The following is a 15,909-nucleotide window of genomic DNA, read 5'->3' as shown; positions in this document are numbered from 1 at the left end:
GGGACGATCGATGCGCGATAGATCGAGCGACACCTACCGCCGACCATCGAAGCCGCCGGTCCTTGCCTGGGCGGGGACGCTGCTCGCGATGATCATCGTCGGCGCTGCGTTCTACGCGATAGGCTTGCGCCGCGGCGCCCACGCCCCGACGGCGCGGGTAGCCCCGCCCCCGGCAGTGCCAATAGCGTTCACGCCTCCGCCCGATTCAGCGATTCCAGACGGCCCGACCGGGGCCGCGATCCGCCGCGGCCAGCAGCTATTTCTCCACACCCGCGCGAATGCTGAAAATCATGTCGGCAACGGTCTGTCGTGCAGCAACTGTCATCTCGATGCTGGCCGTCGGCCGAATGCCTCGCCGATGTGGGCGGCATGGGGTGCCTATCCTGCCTATCGCGCGAAGAACGACCAGATCAACACGATGGAGGATCGCATCCGCGATTGCTTCACCTATTCGATGAACGCGCCGGCATCGCGCAGTGGCAAGGCGCCGCCACCGGGGGACCCGATCTACCGTGATCTGCAAATGTATTTTTTCTGGCTGGCGAAGGGCGCGCCGACCGGGGTTGATCTGCCCGGCAAGGGCTTCATCGACCTCAATCCGACCTCACTCGGGCACGATCCGGTCCGCGGGGCCAAGGTTTTCGCGCAGAGCTGCGCGACGTGCCACGGCGCAGATGGACAGGGGCAGAGGTATCCCTCAGGCAGCTCTGCCTTTCCACCGCTGTGGGGCGCGATGTCGTTCAACTGGGGGGCGGGGATGGGAAAGGTCGCCAATGCGGCGGCCTTCATCAAGGCGAACATGCCGCTGGGCCAGGAATATAGTCTGACCGACCAGCAGGCATGGGATGTCGCCGCTTACATCGATAGCCGCGAACGACCGCGTGATCCGCGTCAGACCGGCAGCATCGAAGAGGCGCGGAAGCGATTCCATGGCAAGGGCGATTATTACGGACAGCCAATCGAGGGCGATTTGCTGGGCGATGGAATGGTGACTGCCCGCTAACCTCCTACTCGACCCGCGCGAACATCGCTGCGCCGCCGCCGCTCGCCATCCGATCAGCGAGTGCCACATGGCGTGGCACCGCGACGGTATCGGCGAAGGCATCTAGCAAGGTGCTGAGTTCGGCGAAGCGCGCGTGATTGATGCGGTAGAAAACCTGCTTCGCTTCGCGCCGGGTGAGAACGAGATCGGCCTTGCGCAATATGCCGAGCTGTTGCGACAGGCCGGGCTGGACAATGCCGGTCGCCGCTTCAAGGTCGCTGACGCTGCGTTCACCGCCGATGAGTGTGCGGAGCAGGTCGAGCCGCACGGCGTGGGCGATCGCGCGGAGCAGTTCGGCATGCGCTTCGATCTCGAGGATGCTCAAATTGACGGGCATGGTCAGCCTTCATCCTTGACGGGGGTATAAAACCAGTCGGTCGCAGTTTCCGCCGCAAAGACCGCCGCTGCCGTCTGGGTCGGCACGGCGAGCAAATCATCGCCCGGTGTCCATTCGGCGGGCACCAGCGCAGATTGGGCATCCGTGCGCTGCAGCGCGGCCAGCAGCCGCAGCATCTCTTCGACCGAGCGACCAACAGTCGAGGGGTAGCAAGTCGTCGCTCGCAGCCGTCCTTCGGGGTCAACGAAATAGGTCGTGCGCACCGATGAAGCATCCAGCGCGTCGGCACCGACCATGCCATAGGCGCGCGCAATCTCCAGCGTTGGGTCCTCGATCAACGGAAAGCTTACCTCCACGCTGAACTTTTCCTGGATCGCCTTGATCCAGGCGAAGTGCGAGAATAGACTGTCGACCGACAACGCCATCAACTGGCAATCGAGCGCCGCAAAACGATCGGCTGCGCGCATGATCGCCACGAACTCGCTGGTGCAGACCGGCGTAAAATCAGCCGGGTGCGAAAACAGGATCAACCACTTTCCACGAAAGTCAGTAAGCGACTTCACCCCTTGCGTGGTGCGCGCCGTGAAATTTGGCAGCGTGTCGCCGAGCCTTGCCGGTCCGCATGGCGTCCGCTGTCCGCTTTGATCGTTCAATTCCATAACCTTCATCCGTCAAAGAGGAAATATGACACGGCTGGCCAATTGACGCAACACACTTACACGATTATATCATGCACGTAATCGTGAATTATAGGAGCGTCTCATGGCCGCAGCGCCAACTGATGCCGTCGTCACCCGTGCCATAGCACAGATCACCGCCAGCCTGATCGGTGATGCCCCACGCCCTATCGTGCACAGCTTCTTCGACGAAGTCACCTTCACCGCCAGCCATGTCGTCCATGATCCAGTAACGCGGTCGGCGGCAATCATCGACTCGGTGCTCGATTTCGATCCCGCTTCAGCGCGCACTGGGCACGCGAGCGCCGACGCGATGATCGCCTATGTCCGCGCCCAGGGGCTCAGCGTCGAATGGCTGCTTGAGACGCACGCCCATGCCGATCATCTCTCGGCAGCGCCCTATCTCCAGCAGCAACTGGGCGGCAGGATCGCGATCGGCCGCGCCATCACCGCTGTTCAACAGACCTTCGGCACCTTGTTCAACGAAGGCAGCGATTTCCAGCGGGACGGATCGCAGTTCGACCATCTGTTCGACGACGGCGACAGCTTCACGATCGGCAGCCTGGCGGCGGCAGTCCTCCACGTGCCGGGCCATACGCCCGCCGATCTCGCCTATGTGATCGGCGACGCGGTCTTTACCGGGGACACGATCTTCATGCCCGATTTCGGCACTGCGCGGGCGGACTTCCCTGGCGGCGATGCGCGGCAGCTCTTCCGCTCGATCCGGCGGCTGCTCTCGCTGCCGCGGGGCGCGCGGCTGTTCCTGTGCCACGACTACAAGGCGCCAGAGCGCGACACCTTCGCCTGGGAAACGACGATCGGGGCCGAGCGCGACAGCAATGTCCATGTGCATGACGGCATCGAAGAGGACGGCTTCGTCGCGATGCGGACGGCGCGCGATGCGACGCTCGACATGCCGCGCCTGATCTTGCCATCGATCCAGGTCAACATGCGCGCCGGGCACCTGCCCGAGCCGGAAGCAAACGGCACGCGCTACCTCAAGATTCCGCTCGACACGGTCTGACGGCGGGTGCTCGATACCACCCAATATGTTCTTGGCGCGCTGTCAGGCGTGCTGGTCGGCTTCACGCTTGGGCTGGTCGGCGGCGGCGGGTCGATTCTCGCGGTGCCGCTGATGGTCTATCTGGTGGGCGTCGCCAGCCCGCATGTCGCGATCGGCACCAGCGCGCTCGCCGTCGCCGTCAATGCCGCGACCGGACTTGCCAGCCACGCCCGCGCCGGCACCGTGAAATGGCGCTGTGGCCTGATGTATGCCTCTGCTGGCATTCTCGGCGCGCTGGCGGGATCGACTGCGGGCAAGGCGTTTGACGGGCACAAGCTGCTGTTCCTGTTCGCGATCGTGATGATCGTGGTCGGCATCGTGATGCTGCGCGGGCGTAAGAATAAAGGTGTCGAGGGTGCCGAGTGCACGCGCGAAAATGCGCCCAAGGTGCTGGGTTACGGCCTGGGCACGGGCATCTTTTCCGGCTTTTTCGGGATTGGTGGCGGCTTCCTGATCGTGCCCGGTCTGGTGGCGTCGACCCGCATGCCGATCATCAATGCGGTCGGCACCAGCCTGATCGCCGTAACCGCATTCGGGCTGACGACCGCTGCCAACTATGCTTGGTCGGGCCTGATCGACTGGCCGCTCGCGGGCGTGTTTATAGCGGGCGGTGTCGCCGGCGGGTTTGGCGGTACTGCGCTTGCCGGGCGCTTGTCGGGAAAGGGCACGCTGACCACGGTGTTCGCCGGCCTGATCTTCGTCGTGGCAGCCTATATGCTCTGGCAAAGCGCGTCGGCGCTCATCGGACCGCAATGACAGAGATCCCAGACTAGGACGTGAGATGCTGCGCCATGGAAAGCCTGATCGCGAGCGGCAAGGGCGTGTGCGAAAGCTGTCGCATTGTCGGCATTTCAGAAAGAGCCCTCGCCAGATGGCGCGAGACGCCGCAGGGGTATCGCCGAACCACCCTCATCTAAAATGCCCCGCCGAGCGGTTTTGTGGGATCGATATAGAGCGCCTGGGCGGCCGATTTGGGCACTAGCCGACAGATTGATCGCTAAGTAGTCGTGGCGGCATAGCTGAACGAACGACCGCAAAAGGCCCGCTCGCTCCCGAACACGGCCCGACCGGTCTCCACCCTTGTGGCGGCGAGCACGATCCGATACCAACTCAAAGCTGATCTTGGAACAGATCAGAAAATGATCGACCAAATACGCAAGGTGCGCCGCGAATGCGGCTGGTCGCAAAGAACCCTAGCCGCCCGGATTTGCGTCGACGCCCAAGCTATCAAAAGATTGGAAGGAGGCGCAGGCTCCGTTGCGACTCTGATCGCGGCGATGACGGCATTGCATATCCGTCTGACCGGCCTGGGGCCGACAGCGTCCAACTGGCCGAGACGATCCGCATATGCCGCAACAGTCGCTCCCTCCCGCAGGCAGGCCGCGCGCTTTTCATAGCCTCCCGGGCGCGGCGCAGCACTGCCAATGACGCCGACCGGCTGAAGAAGTATCTCAGCCGCCTCGGCTTGGATTGGGGGATGGTTTCAGAACGCTAGAAGCGACTGTGCCAAGGGGAGCCCGGTTCTGAATTGGTTGTACAGAGGCCGAGAAAGGGCGCTCGCGTCCACGGTGTATCTCCGGTGAAATTCGATGATCTTCTTGGTTTGTTTTTTGTTTGTTCCGTCTTCCAAATATTGAAAAGTCACGGATTTCTGCCATTTTGCAAGGTAGGCGCTGCCCTCCGAAGGCAGAGGCCACTGGTTCGAATCCAGTCGGGCGCACCAGATTTCCGCCGTTTTCGAGAGAATGGGTGCCGCGGACGCGGGCGTCAGTCCCGGGAATAGACGCGTTCCAAGCCAAGCTGGGCGATCGTGGCCAATCGTACCTCTTTGAGGTCGAATTCACCGCTACGCCGCACCGAACCCGCCCGTTTTACCGGAAACTGCACAGGTAGCGCGCGCTCTGCGCTGTATCGCCGGCCACCTATGCGGTTCGCCGATGATTTCGACCTCGTCTCGATCATGGGCGAATTTTCTCGATGAACGCCGAGCCGGCAAAGCGAACGAGCGTCCAGCGCGCGCGAAAGAAGCCAGCGTATCCATCGGCATCCGCAACATTTTATGTATACAAATAGCGCTTGAGCTTCGTCGTGTGCCGGTCTAGCCTGGGTATAACAGGAGGGAATGTCGGGCATGTTCAAGCAAGTGGATCACGGGCGGAAAATCGGCTTTGTCGAGGTTGCGCCGCGCGATGGCTTGCAGAACGAATCCGTGATGATTTCCACCGAACAAAAGGTAGAGTTGATCGCCCGATCGATCGCCGCAGGCGCGCGGCGGATCGAAGTCGCGAGCTTCGCCCACCCCGCCCGGGTGCCGCAGATGGCCGATGCCGAAGCGGTGATCGCCGCGCTGCCCGAGCGTGACGATGTTGTATACATAGGATTGGTTCTTAACAAACGCGGCGCATTGCGCGCGCTGGCCACGAAGGTCGACGAGCTCGGCGCGGTCTGCGTCGCCACCGATAGCTTCGCGCACGCCAACCAGGGGCAGACCGCGCTCGAATCGCTGGAAATGGCCAAGGACGTGGTGCGCTTTGCGACGGCCGAGGGGCGTCGTGCGCAAATCACGATCGGCGCATCGTTCGGCTGCCCGTTCGAGGGCGAGGTCGATCCCGATCATGTCGTCGCGATGGCCGTGTCGGCGGCGGAAGCGGGGCCAGTCGAGATCGCGCTGGCCGACACGATTGGCGTCGCGGTCCCGGCGCAAGTGTTCGCGTTGGTCGAGCGCGTCGCCCACGCGATCGCGCCGATCCCGGTGCGTGCACATTTCCACAACACGCGCGGCACCGGCATCGCCAACGTCTGGGCGGCGATAGAGGCCGGCGCCAGGACGATCGACGCTTCGATCGGCGGCCTTGGCGGGTGCCCGTTCGCACCCGGCGCCGCGGGCAACGTCGCGTCGGAAGACGTGGCCTATCTGTTTCAGCGCTCGGGCATCGACGCCGGGCTCAATCTCGATCTCCTCATCGAAACCTCCCACTGGCTGGGCGGCGTGATGAGCCGGAAACTTCCCGGGATGCTCGGCCATGTCGGCCGGTTCCCGGCTGCAGCCTGAAGAATAGGAAACGCGTGCATGGCATATAGGCTTGGGGTGGACGTCGGCGGGACCTTTACCGATCTGCTGCTGTTCGACGAGGCGAGTGGGAGTTTCTGGCGGCACAAGACGCCGTCGACGCCGCACGACAGTTCGCAAGGTGTGCTGGTCGGGGTCGACGCGATCTGCGAATCGGCTGGCATCACCCCGGGCGATATCGACATTCTGCTCCACGGCACCACCGTCGCGACCAATGCCGTGCTGGAGGGCAAGGGCGCGCGCGTCGGGCTGATCGTCACCGACGGTTACCGCCAAGTGCTGCAGATCGCGCGCAGCCTGGTGCCGGGCGGGCTCGCCGCGTGGATCATCTGGCCCAAGCCGCAGCCGCTCGCCGCGCTGGAGGATACGGTCGAGGTTGCCGGCCGGATCAACGCCAAGGGCGAGGAGGTTCGTCCGGTCGACGAGGCCGATATCCGCGCCGCGGTGCAGATCCTTAAGGACGAGGGCGTCGAGGCGGTCACCGTGTCGCTGATGAACGCCTATCTCAATGGCGCGCACGAGTTGCGCGTCGCCGCGATCGTCGCCGAGATGATGCCGGGCGTGCCGCTGTCGCTCAGCCACGAAGTGCTGCCCGAGATGCAGGAATATGAGCGCACACTCACCACGGTCGCCAACGCCGCTGTGCGCCCGGTGGTCAGCCGCTATGTCCGAAACTTACGCGAGCAATTGCGCGGGCGCGGCATGGCCGGGCGGCTGGCGTTGCTGCGCTCCGATGGCGGTTTGATGACCTCGGAAAAATCCGAGGAACATCCCGTTTCGCTGTTGATGTCGGGGCCTGCGGGGGGCGTCACCGGTGCGTTGTGGGTCGCGAAGAATGCCGGGCTCGGCAACATCCTGACGCTGGATGTCGGCGGCACCTCGACCGACGTCGCGCTGATCGAGCATGGCGAGCCGCGCCGTACGCGCACGACCGATGTCGGCCATCTCAGCGTCCGTGCTTCCTCGCTCGACGTGAAGACCGTCGGCGCGGGCGGTGGCTCGATCGCTTATGTGCCCGAGCTGACCAAGGCGCTGCGCGTCGGGCCGCAATCGGCGGGCGCGGTGCCGGGGCCGGTGGCGTATGGCAAGGGCGGCACGCAGCCGACCGTGACCGACGCCAATGTCGTGCTCGGCTATCTGCCCGAGGCGCTGCTCGGCGGCACCTTCAAGCTCGACCGCGCCGGCGCGACGGCGGCGGTGCAGACGATCGCCGATGCACTCGGCATCGGGCTGTATGAGGCGGCGCGCGGGATCATCGACATTGCGAACGAGAATATGTTCGGCGCGCTGCGGATGATTTCGGTGCAGCAGGGCTATGATCCGCGTGACTTCGCGCTGATGGGTTTTGGCGGGGCGGGGCCGCTGCATGTCAACGCGGTCGCGCGGTTGATGGGGAGTTATCCGGCGGTGTCGCCGGTCTCGCCCGGCGTGCTGTGTGCGCTGGGTGACGTGACGACGCGGATGCGCACCGAGGCGGCGCGTTCGCTGTCGAAGCGGCTGTCGCAGACCAGTGCCGAGGAGATCATCGGGCTGCTCGATGAAATGGCGGCGCAGACGCGCGGCGAATTGGTCGAGGGCGGCGTGCCCGAGCATGAGGTAAGCGCGGTGTTCGAGATCGACGTGCGCTATCACGGCCAGGCGTTCGAGGTGCCGATGCTGATCGACCTCGACGTGTTGCGCAGCGAAGGTCTCGGCCCACTGACCCAACGCTTCGACGACGAGCATCGCCGGTTGTTCACCTTCAACATGGATAGCGAACATGAGCTGGTGAATTTGCGCGCGGTCGCACTCGGCCTCGCCCCGGCGCTGACGCCGGCGCAACTCGAGCAAGGCGATGGCAACCCGGCCGCCGCCAAGCTGCGCGATCACGAGATCTGGATGGACGGCGGCATCCAGCAAGGCGCGATCTATGACCGCTCGAAACTGCGTGCCGGTGACATCATCCCCGGCCCCGCGATCGTGATCGAGATGGATTCGACCACGCTGATCGAAACGCACCACGCCGGAACGGTCGATGCCGTCGGCAACATCCTGATCATGCCGGCTTGAGGAGCTAAACCGATGCCTGCCCAAATTCTCCAGACCAACGCCACGCCGTTCTCACCGGTCGAGATCGATCCTGTCACGCTCGACATCATCGAGAACGCGCTGCGCAATGCCCGTGTCGAGATGGACGCGACGCTGGTGCGCACCGCGATGTCGCCCGGCATCCGCGAGCAAGGCGACAGCTTCCCGCTGATCGCCGACCATAAGGGCCGGATGATCGTCGGCCAGTTTGGTTCGTTCATCGACGGCTTCCTCAAGGTCTATACCGGCACGCTGGAGGAGGGCGACATGATCCTCCTGTCCGACCCGTATTCGTGCGACGGCGCGGTGAGCCATTCGAACGACTGGCTGATCCTGCTGCCGATCTTCCGCTCGGGTCGGCTGATCGCGTGGAGCGCGATGTTCGGGCACATGTCCGACATTGGCGGCAAGGTGGCGGGATCGATGCCGATCGATGCCTCCTCGATCTTCGAGGAAGGCGTGCGCATTCCGCCGGTCAAAATCTACCGCAAGGGCGTGTATAACGAGGACGTCGTCGCGCTGGTGATGCACCAGACGCGCACCCCCGATTGGTGCAAGGCCGATCTCAGCGCGATCATCGCCTCGTGCCGCGTCGCCGCGCGCCGCGTCGACGAAATGTGCACGCGCTTCGGCGAGGACGTGTTCGTCTCGGCGACCGAGGAATTGCTCGCGCGCAACCACCGCGCGATGAAGCATCTGATCGCGACTTCGATCGGCGAGGAGCCGGTGATGTTCGAGGATTATATCTGCGACGACGGCAAGGGTTTCGGCCCGTACAAGATCAAATGCACGATGCGCCGGATCGGCGACAAGGTGCTGCTCGATTTCGACGGCACCGACCCGCAGAGCAGCGCCTCGATCAACTTCTTCCTCAACGAAAACATGTTCAAGATGTTCTTCGGCATCTATATGATCATGGTCTTCGATCCGCAGATTCTGTTCAACGACGGCTTCTATGATCTGATCGAAGTGCGCATTCCCGAAGGCTCGCTGCTCAAACCGAAATTTCCGGCGGCATTGTCGGGGCGGACGCACGCGCTGGGGCGGATCTTCGATATTCTGGGCGGGCTGCTCGGGCAGAAGACGCCCGAATTCCTCAACGCCGCGGGATTTTCCTCCTCGCCGCATCTCTTCTATTCGGGCACCGACGGCGACGGGCGCTGGTTCCAATTGTTCCAGATCGGCTTCGGCGGCATTCCGGGGCGGCCGCTCGGCGACGGGCCCGACGGGCATTCGCTGTGGCCGGGTTTCACCAACGTTCCCAACGAATTCCTCGAACGCTATTTCCCGTTGATGATCGAACGCTACGAAACTGCTGCGGATTCGGGCGGGGCCGGGCTGCACCGCGGCGGCAACGGCATCCATATGACCTATCGCTTCCTCGAGCCCGGCATCATCGCGATCCATGACGATCGCTGGTTCACCTATCCCTGGGGCGTCAACGGCGGCGAGCCGGGCGCGCGGGCGCGGAAAATCATCGAGAAGCAGGACGGCACGCAGACGATCGTCGGCAACAAGAGTGAGGAGATCGCGGTCGAGGCGGGTGACCAGCTCCACTTCATCACTTGGGGCGGCGGCGGCTGGGGAGATCCGCTCGAGCGCGCGCCCGAACTGGTGGCGCTGGAAATTCGCCAGGGGCTGGTGACGGTCGCGGGTGCGCGGCGCTACGGCGTGGTGATCGACGGACGTTCCGTGGACATCGCGGCGACCGCGGCGTTGCGGGCCGATATGCGCGGCGCACGTCCGGCAGACCTGCCCTTGTTCAATCATGGCCCGGATATCGAGACATTACGGGCCAACTGCCTCGCGGAGACGGGCCTTCCCGCCCCGCGCCCACCGCACTGGTTCGTGCCTGAGCAGGCGATTGCAGCGGAATGAGCATGCAGAGCGAAAACACCGGCCCACTCAAGGGCCTCCGCGTGATCGAGATGGGCCAGTTGATCGCGGGCCCGTTCTGCGGGCAATTGCTCGGCGACATGGGCGCCGACGTCGTCAAGATCGAGCCGCCGGGCAAGGGCGACCCGATGCGCGACTGGGGGCGCGGCGAATTCCATTTGTGGTGGGAGGTCGTGTCGCGCAACAAGCGGTCGGTCTCGGTTAACCTGCGCATTCCCGAAGGGCAGGCACTGGCGCGCAAGCTGATCGCCAAGGCCGATATCCTGATCGAGAATTTCCGCCCGGGCACGCTTGAGAAATGGGGTCTGTCGCCGGAAGTCTTGCATGCCGAGAACCCCGGCCTGATCATCGTGCGCGTGTCGGGCTATGGCCAGACCGGGCCGTATTCGGATCGCGCCGGTTTCGGCGGAATTGGCGAGGCGATGGGCGGCTGGCGCCACATCGTCGGCGATCCCGACCGCGCGCCGAGCCGGATGGGCGTGTCGATCGGCGACAGTCTCGCGGCCACCTATGGCTGTCTCGGCGCGCTTGCTGCACTCCGCCACCGCGATCTGACCGGCGAGGGGCAAGTGGTCGACAGCTCGCTGTATGAAAGCGTGCTGCAAGTAATGGAGAGCCTTGTCCCCGAATATGTCATCTCGGGCTATGTCCGCGAACGCTCGGGCTCGAAGCTGCCGGGCATCGCGCCGTCGAACGTCTACAAATGCGCGGACGGTGATTATCTGATCGGCGCCAATCAGGACACCGTGTTCGGCCGGCTGTGCCAGGCGATGGATCGTCCCGAACTGGCGAGCGATCCGCGCTATGCGACGCATGTCGCGCGCGGGCAGAACCAGGTCGAGCTCGATGATCTGATCGAGGCGTGGACACAGACGCTGACCATCGAGCAGGTCGAGGACAAGATGCTCGAACATGGCATCCCGGCGGGCCGGATCTACCGCGCCGAGGAAATGCTCGAGGACCCGCATTTCGCTGCGCGCGAGGCTTTGGTCGACGTCCCGCATCCGCGCTGGCCCGGGCTCAAGATGCAGAACGTCTTTCCCAAATTGTCGCGCACGCCAGGGACGATCCGCTCGATCGCGCCGCAAAGTGTGGGGCAGGATAATGCTGCGGTGTATGGCGAACTTGGACTGACCGGCGAGGACATCGCTGCGCTCGCCGAGCGCAAGGCGATCTGATGACGCGGTCGCTCGACGATGCATATGCCGACGCCGGGTTCGACGGCCATCTGCCGTTCGGGAGCAACCCGGCGTTGCTGATCGTCGACGTGGTGATGGCCTATCTCGATCCTGCATCGCCGCTCTATGCCGGGGTCGAGGATGCGCTGGCGGCCAATGTCGCGCTGGCGGCGGCGGCGCGCGCGGCGGGGGTGCCGGTGCTGTTCACCCGCGTCGTCTACGGGGCGGGCGGGGTGGATGGCGGCTTGTTCTACCGCAAGGTGCCCGCGCTCAAATGCTTCGACGCGGGATCGCCGCTGGGGGCGTTTCCGCCAGCGCTGCAGCCTGAACCGGGCGACACGATCGTCACCAAACACTATGCTTCGGCGTTTTTCGGCACCTCGCTTGCCTCGACCTTGACCGCATTGCGCGTCGATACCGTGCTGGTGACGGGCTTCTCGACCTCGGGCTGCGTCCGCGCGACGGCGCTTGATGCATTACAGCACGGCTTCGCGCCGTTCGTGGTGCGCGAAGCGTGCGGTGATCGCGATCCGCGACCGCACGATGCGAATTTGTTCGATCTCCAGCGGAAATATGCCGAAGTGATCGGGCTCGACGAAGCGATCGCTTTGCTCGGCGGAGACGCGCGCCGGTAGAATCGGCTTCGCGCCGCCGCCAGGCTTAGGCGCGCTCCGCTTTCACCGGCTCGATCGCGGTGCGATCGACATAGACGTGGTAGGCGCGCCGGATGTGCGACGTCATCACCGCACCCGCCCATTGCGGGTCGCGCCGGGCGATCGCCGCGACGATTTCCTCATGTTCGGACAGGCTGCGTTCGAGTTGCGCGCGGTCGTAGCGCAGCGCGGTGCGGTGCACGATCGGTTGCAGCACCAGCCGGTTGAGCATCATCGCCAGCCGGTCCGACGCGGCGGCCTCCAGCACCATGGCATGATAGGCGCGGTTGAGCCGCAGGAAGGCATCGACATCGGGCGTCGGACCCCGGATCGCCTTGCCGATTTCGGCGTTGTTCGCGCGCAACGCCTCGATCATCGCGTCGCTCGCGCGCTCGGCCGCGCGCGATGCGGCGTGGCTTTCGAGCATCGTGCGCAGCGTGAACACTTCCTCGACATCGTCGCCCGACCATTCGCTGACGAACGAGCGCTGGCTTTCCGAGCGGTAGAGGAACATTTCGTTCTGCAGCCGGGTCATCGCATCGCGCACCGGCGTACGCGACACGCCACAGCTCTCGGCCAGTTCCTCTTCCTTGAGCTGGCTCCCCGGCTTCAGGTCGCCGCTCAGGATGCGGGCACGGATTTGTTCGTAGGCGCGGTCGCTGGCTTTGGACATGGCACGGCATTAGCGCGCAGCGCGCGCGGTTGGAACGCAAAATGCATACCCGGCGTCGCGCACGGACGTACCGTTGCTTGGCCGCATCACCGGATCGGTGGGACTCGCGCCACAGGGCTGAGACGGGCGGGGTGTATACAGCGCAGGCCATCCGAAAGCGCGGTGCAGATGAGCGCGGCGCGGCGAAATCTCGTCGTCGAGGCGTCCGCGTACCCCTGATATCGGCCCCGCGATGTGGCGGATTTATCACGAGCGCGCTTTTGCGAATTATGTGGATTGACGCCATATGTGTATACAATAGTCTGACCTCATACGGCAGCATAGCGCCGCGGTTCGGGACGACGACGAGGGGTCGCGTGTCACGAATGTCAAAAAGGGGGATGAAATGGGATACAGAACAGCCGCGTTTCTGATGAGCAGCGCCGCGTGCGTCCTGCTGCCGATCACCGGCGCGAGCGCGCAGACGCTCCCCGCCCAAGCTTCCCCCGCCGAGCCTGCCGCGACCGCGCCCGATCCTGGCGACATCCCCGGCGACATCATCGTCACTGCTCGCCGCGTCAACGAAAGCGCGCTGGATGTTCCCGCCTCGATCACCGCTTTCTCGGGCGACATGATCGCCAAGGCCAGCATCACCCGCGCTGCGGACTTCGTGAAGCTGACACCGGGCGTGACGATCGTGTCGAGCACGGCGGAGGCGGGCGACACCCAGATCAACATCCGCGGCATCAACGGCGCCCGCGACGCGGAAAGCTCGGTCGCGTTGGTCGTCGACGGCATCCTCAAGACCAACACCGCCGCGCTCAACCAAAACCAGGGCACGATGCGCCAGATCGAGGTGCTGAAAGGGCCGCAAGGCGCGCTCTACGGCCGTAACGCCGCGGCCGGCGCGATCGTCGTGCAGACGCTGAAACCCAGCGATCATTTCGAGGGCGGCGCGACGGCGAGCTATGGCAACAACAACACCGCCCTGGCGACCGGCTATATCGCGGGGCCGCTGAGCGAGAGCGTCGGTTTCGTCGTGTCGGGCGATTATCGCACCACCGATGGCTTTTATCGCAACAGTTTCACCAACACCAAAAACGTCGATAATCAGGAAAGCTGGAACGTCAACGGGCGGATCATCGCCAAGCTCGGTTCGGCGACCACGATCGACGCCAAGGCCAAATATGGCCAGCTGAACGGCGCTTCGATCAACTTCAACTCGGCCTTCCAATTGCCAAGCTTCGGGCTGGTCAACCCCGCCTTCAACGAGGATGTGAACCAGCACCGGTTCAATTATTATGGCAACATCAAGCCGACCAACACGCAGCGCACGATCGAGGGGTCGGTCAAGCTCGAGCAGGATCTCGGCGGCGCGGTGCTGACGGCGTACGGCCTTTACAGCAATATCGAGAACAACCTCACCGCCGACGGCACCTCGGCCGATTTCGCACGCTACATCTCGACGGTCGATCCGCGCGGGGCACGCACCGTTAACGCCTGCTTCGCCTCGACCGCGGCGCTGACCGGCTTCCCTGTCAACCAGCCCGCCAATATCGGCGCGATCCCGGTGCCGTTCCTGTTCGCGCCGGCCAACGGCTCGACCTTCGGCGCTTATTCGCCAACGACCTGCGACGGCACGCAATATCAAGTGCGCAACCAGGAGGATTTCAGCGGTGAAATCCGGCTTGCGTCCAAGGGCAGCGGTCCGATCTTGTGGCAGTTCGGCGGTTACTATCTCCACATCAACCGCACGGTCGGGGTGAGTCTGGGCGGCGACACCGGTAATGGGGTGATCAAGCAGCTCTATAATGCGCCGGATTCGCTCAATCCGACCTCGCAATTGTTCGCTGACCGCTTCCGCACCAATGTCTATGCGGCCTTCGGTTCGACCGAGTTCAAGCCGACCGATGCGATCGATCTGAGTGTCGCCTTGCGCTACGATGTCGAGGAGCGCCATGCGAACAGTCTGGTGCCGACCGCGCGCGATCCATTCACCGGCGGGCCGATCAACCCCGGCCAGGCGTTCGGCCCGCTGACCGACAAGAGCGCGACCTTCCGGCAGCTCCAGCCCAAGCTCAGCGCGCGCTGGGAGATCGCGGCGCGCACCAATTTGTTCGCCAATTGGGGCGTCGGGTTCAAATCGGGCGGGTTCAACAACCAGGGTTCGGCGGCGATCGTCAACGCCAATTTCAACAGCAACACGATCCCGGCGATCAACGCCAACGTCTCGATCAACGACCAGTATCGCAAGGAGCGCTCAAGCGCCTACGAAGCCGGGATCAAGGGGCGCGTCGGGCCGGTGTCGTACAGCCTGGCGGGCTATTACACGCAAGTCCGCGACATGCAGTTCTTCGAATTTTTCGTCGGCAGCTTCGGCCTGTTGCGCGTGGTTTCGAACATCGACCGGGTCGATCTGAAGGGCGTCGAGGCGAATGTCGATGCGCGGATCGTCAAGGGCTGGAACGTCTATGGCGCGTTCAACTACACCGATTCGGAGATCAAGAAGAACAGTTCGCGCCCGTACACGGTCGGCAACAAATCGCCTTATACGCCCGACTACACGATCAACCTTGGCAGCCAGATGCAGGCGCCGCTGTCGTCGCGCGTCAACCTGCTGTTCAAGGCGGACTATCGCGTCACCGGACCGACCTGGTTCCACACCGTTCAGGATCAGCCGCGGCCGACCTTGTTCAGCGGGTTGATCCCGATCTCGGCGCTCAACACGCTGCCTGCCTCGTTCGGGGACGCCAATTACGTCAAGGCGAAGCGCCGGGCGTTCGGCGTGCTCGATCTGCGGCTCGGCCTGGAAGGCAAGGCGTGGAAGGCGAGCATCTACGCCAACAACTTCCTCGACGAACGCTACCTCAACGAGGTTATTCCGGCGATCGAGTTCGGCGGATCGTTCCTGTCCCCGGGCGACCGCCGTGTCTACGGCCTCGAATTGGGATATAAGTTCTGACGGCCGATCACGCTAAAGTTCGGCGGGGCTTGCGCTACAAGCCGTGATGTTTTCGCTGAAACCATAGTCGGTTTTCGCGTCCCAGGCGGGCGTTTCGTGAGGCCACGAAGCGACCCGTTTGAGGAAAGCCGTGACTGATCGGGGTCCCGTGCTGCCTTTCGCGCCTAAATTCTCTGATCGGCAACCTGGCTAGAGTCCCGGGTTTGGGTCGAAGCGACACGGTGGCCGCCTTATGGTCGCGCTCGCGATTTTTGCGGGTGCAGGCGCAATGTGACTTTGGCGCACGCCAGCACGGAACTGCGCCCGAATGCG

General features: G+C 64.0%; 13 protein-coding genes. 10 read left to right on the top strand and 3 right to left on the bottom strand.

Features of this window, described 5'->3' with window-relative positions:
- Nucleotides 1–10 precede the first annotated feature (10 nt).
- A complete protein-coding gene (locus HMP06_RS11050) occupies nt 11–1,003 on the top strand; it encodes a c-type cytochrome (protein WP_232089609.1) in 993 nt (330 codons plus the stop codon).
- 4 nt (nt 1,004–1,007) lie between these two features.
- On the opposite strand, the gene HMP06_RS11045 is transcribed toward HMP06_RS11050, so the two are convergent.
- Nucleotides 1,008–1,379 (bottom strand): ArsR/SmtB family transcription factor, encoded by a 372-nt coding sequence (locus HMP06_RS11045; protein ID WP_176497132.1) that lies wholly within the window; start codon nt 1,377–1,379, stop codon nt 1,008–1,010.
- Nucleotides 1,380–1,381: 2 nt separating this feature from the next.
- Nucleotides 1,382–2,038 carry a peroxiredoxin gene (locus HMP06_RS11040; protein WP_176497131.1) on the bottom strand — a complete coding sequence of 219 codons (657 nt, stop codon included), beginning with the start codon at nt 2,036–2,038 and terminating at the stop codon, nt 1,382–1,384.
- A gap of 103 nt (nt 2,039–2,141) precedes the next feature.
- Between HMP06_RS11040 and HMP06_RS11035 the strand changes: the two genes are divergently transcribed.
- From HMP06_RS11035 to HMP06_RS11000, 8 genes are all read left to right on the top strand, one after another.
- Entirely contained in the window at nt 2,142–3,080 is a 939-nt protein-coding gene (locus tag HMP06_RS11035; protein ID WP_176497130.1) for an MBL fold metallo-hydrolase, read from the top strand.
- A gap of 6 nt (nt 3,081–3,086) precedes the next feature.
- Nucleotides 3,087–3,875: a sulfite exporter TauE/SafE family protein gene (locus HMP06_RS11030; RefSeq protein WP_176497129.1), complete on the top strand. Its 789-nt coding sequence runs from the start codon at nt 3,087–3,089 to the stop codon at nt 3,873–3,875.
- Between the two features lie 383 nt (nt 3,876–4,258).
- Entirely contained in the window at nt 4,259–4,516 is a 258-nt protein-coding gene (locus HMP06_RS18075; RefSeq protein WP_176497128.1) for a helix-turn-helix domain-containing protein, read from the top strand.
- Nucleotides 4,517–5,250: 734 nt separating this feature from the next.
- Nucleotides 5,251–6,171 carry a hydroxymethylglutaryl-CoA lyase gene (locus HMP06_RS11020; protein WP_176497127.1) on the top strand — a complete coding sequence of 307 codons (921 nt, stop codon included), beginning with the start codon at nt 5,251–5,253 and terminating at the stop codon, nt 6,169–6,171.
- Nucleotides 6,172–6,189: 18 nt separating this feature from the next.
- Entirely contained in the window at nt 6,190–8,238 is a 2,049-nt protein-coding gene (locus HMP06_RS11015; protein WP_176497126.1) for a hydantoinase/oxoprolinase family protein, read from the top strand.
- Between the two features lie 12 nt (nt 8,239–8,250).
- Nucleotides 8,251–10,134, top strand: a complete 1,884-nt coding sequence (locus HMP06_RS11010; RefSeq protein ID WP_176497125.1) for a hydantoinase B/oxoprolinase family protein — start codon at nt 8,251–8,253, stop codon at nt 10,132–10,134.
- A gap of 2 nt (nt 10,135–10,136) precedes the next feature.
- A complete protein-coding gene (locus HMP06_RS11005; RefSeq protein WP_176498495.1) occupies nt 10,137–11,330 on the top strand; it encodes a CaiB/BaiF CoA transferase family protein in 1,194 nt (397 codons plus the stop codon).
- Complete coding sequence (locus HMP06_RS11000; RefSeq protein ID WP_176497124.1) at nt 11,330–11,965, top strand: isochorismatase family protein; 636 nt, start codon at nt 11,330–11,332, stop codon at nt 11,963–11,965. The genes HMP06_RS11005 and HMP06_RS11000 overlap by 1 nt, the downstream gene beginning before the upstream one ends.
- 25 nt (nt 11,966–11,990) lie before the next feature.
- Here the strand turns inward: HMP06_RS11000 and HMP06_RS10995 are convergent, their stop codons facing one another.
- Nucleotides 11,991–12,656, bottom strand: coding sequence for a GntR family transcriptional regulator (locus tag HMP06_RS10995; RefSeq protein ID WP_176497123.1), 666 nt, complete (start codon nt 12,654–12,656; stop codon nt 11,991–11,993).
- Nucleotides 12,657–13,041: 385 nt separating this feature from the next.
- On the opposite strand from HMP06_RS10995, the gene HMP06_RS10990 reads away from it, so the two are divergent.
- The gene (locus tag HMP06_RS10990; RefSeq protein ID WP_176497122.1) at nt 13,042–15,597 is read left to right on the top strand and encodes a TonB-dependent receptor; all 2,556 of its coding nucleotides are present in this window, start codon (nt 13,042–13,044) and stop codon (nt 15,595–15,597) included.
- Nucleotides 15,598–15,909 lie beyond the last annotated feature (312 nt).

Source organism: Sphingomonas sp. HMP6, assembly GCF_013374095.1.
In the GTDB taxonomy this organism is placed as follows: Bacteria; Pseudomonadota; Alphaproteobacteria; order Sphingomonadales; family Sphingomonadaceae; genus Sphingomonas.
Note: the sequence above shows the minus strand (reverse complement) of the source record. Positions and strands in the feature narration are given on the sequence as shown.

Coding starts and splice junctions, on each gene's coding strand:
- HMP06_RS11040 (WP_176497131.1), bottom strand. CDS start 2,038: ATGGAATTGAACGATCAAAGCGGACAGCGGACGCCATGCGGACCGGCA.
- HMP06_RS11000 (WP_176497124.1), top strand. CDS start 11,330: ATGACGCGGTCGCTCGACGATGCATATGCCGACGCCGGGTTCGACGGC.
- HMP06_RS11050 (WP_232089609.1), top strand. CDS start 11: ATGCGCGATAGATCGAGCGACACCTACCGCCGACCATCGAAGCCGCCG.
- HMP06_RS11020 (WP_176497127.1), top strand. CDS start 5,251: ATGTTCAAGCAAGTGGATCACGGGCGGAAAATCGGCTTTGTCGAGGTT.
- HMP06_RS11010 (WP_176497125.1), top strand. CDS start 8,251: ATGCCTGCCCAAATTCTCCAGACCAACGCCACGCCGTTCTCACCGGTC.
- HMP06_RS11015 (WP_176497126.1), top strand. CDS start 6,190: ATGGCATATAGGCTTGGGGTGGACGTCGGCGGGACCTTTACCGATCTG.
- HMP06_RS10995 (WP_176497123.1), bottom strand. CDS start 12,656: ATGTCCAAAGCCAGCGACCGCGCCTACGAACAAATCCGTGCCCGCATC.
- HMP06_RS18075 (WP_176497128.1), top strand. CDS start 4,259: ATGATCGACCAAATACGCAAGGTGCGCCGCGAATGCGGCTGGTCGCAA.
- HMP06_RS10990 (WP_176497122.1), top strand. CDS start 13,042: ATGGGATACAGAACAGCCGCGTTTCTGATGAGCAGCGCCGCGTGCGTC.
- HMP06_RS11045 (WP_176497132.1), bottom strand. CDS start 1,379: ATGCCCGTCAATTTGAGCATCCTCGAGATCGAAGCGCATGCCGAACTG.
- HMP06_RS11005 (WP_176498495.1), top strand. CDS start 10,137: ATGCAGAGCGAAAACACCGGCCCACTCAAGGGCCTCCGCGTGATCGAG.
- HMP06_RS11035 (WP_176497130.1), top strand. CDS start 2,142: ATGGCCGCAGCGCCAACTGATGCCGTCGTCACCCGTGCCATAGCACAG.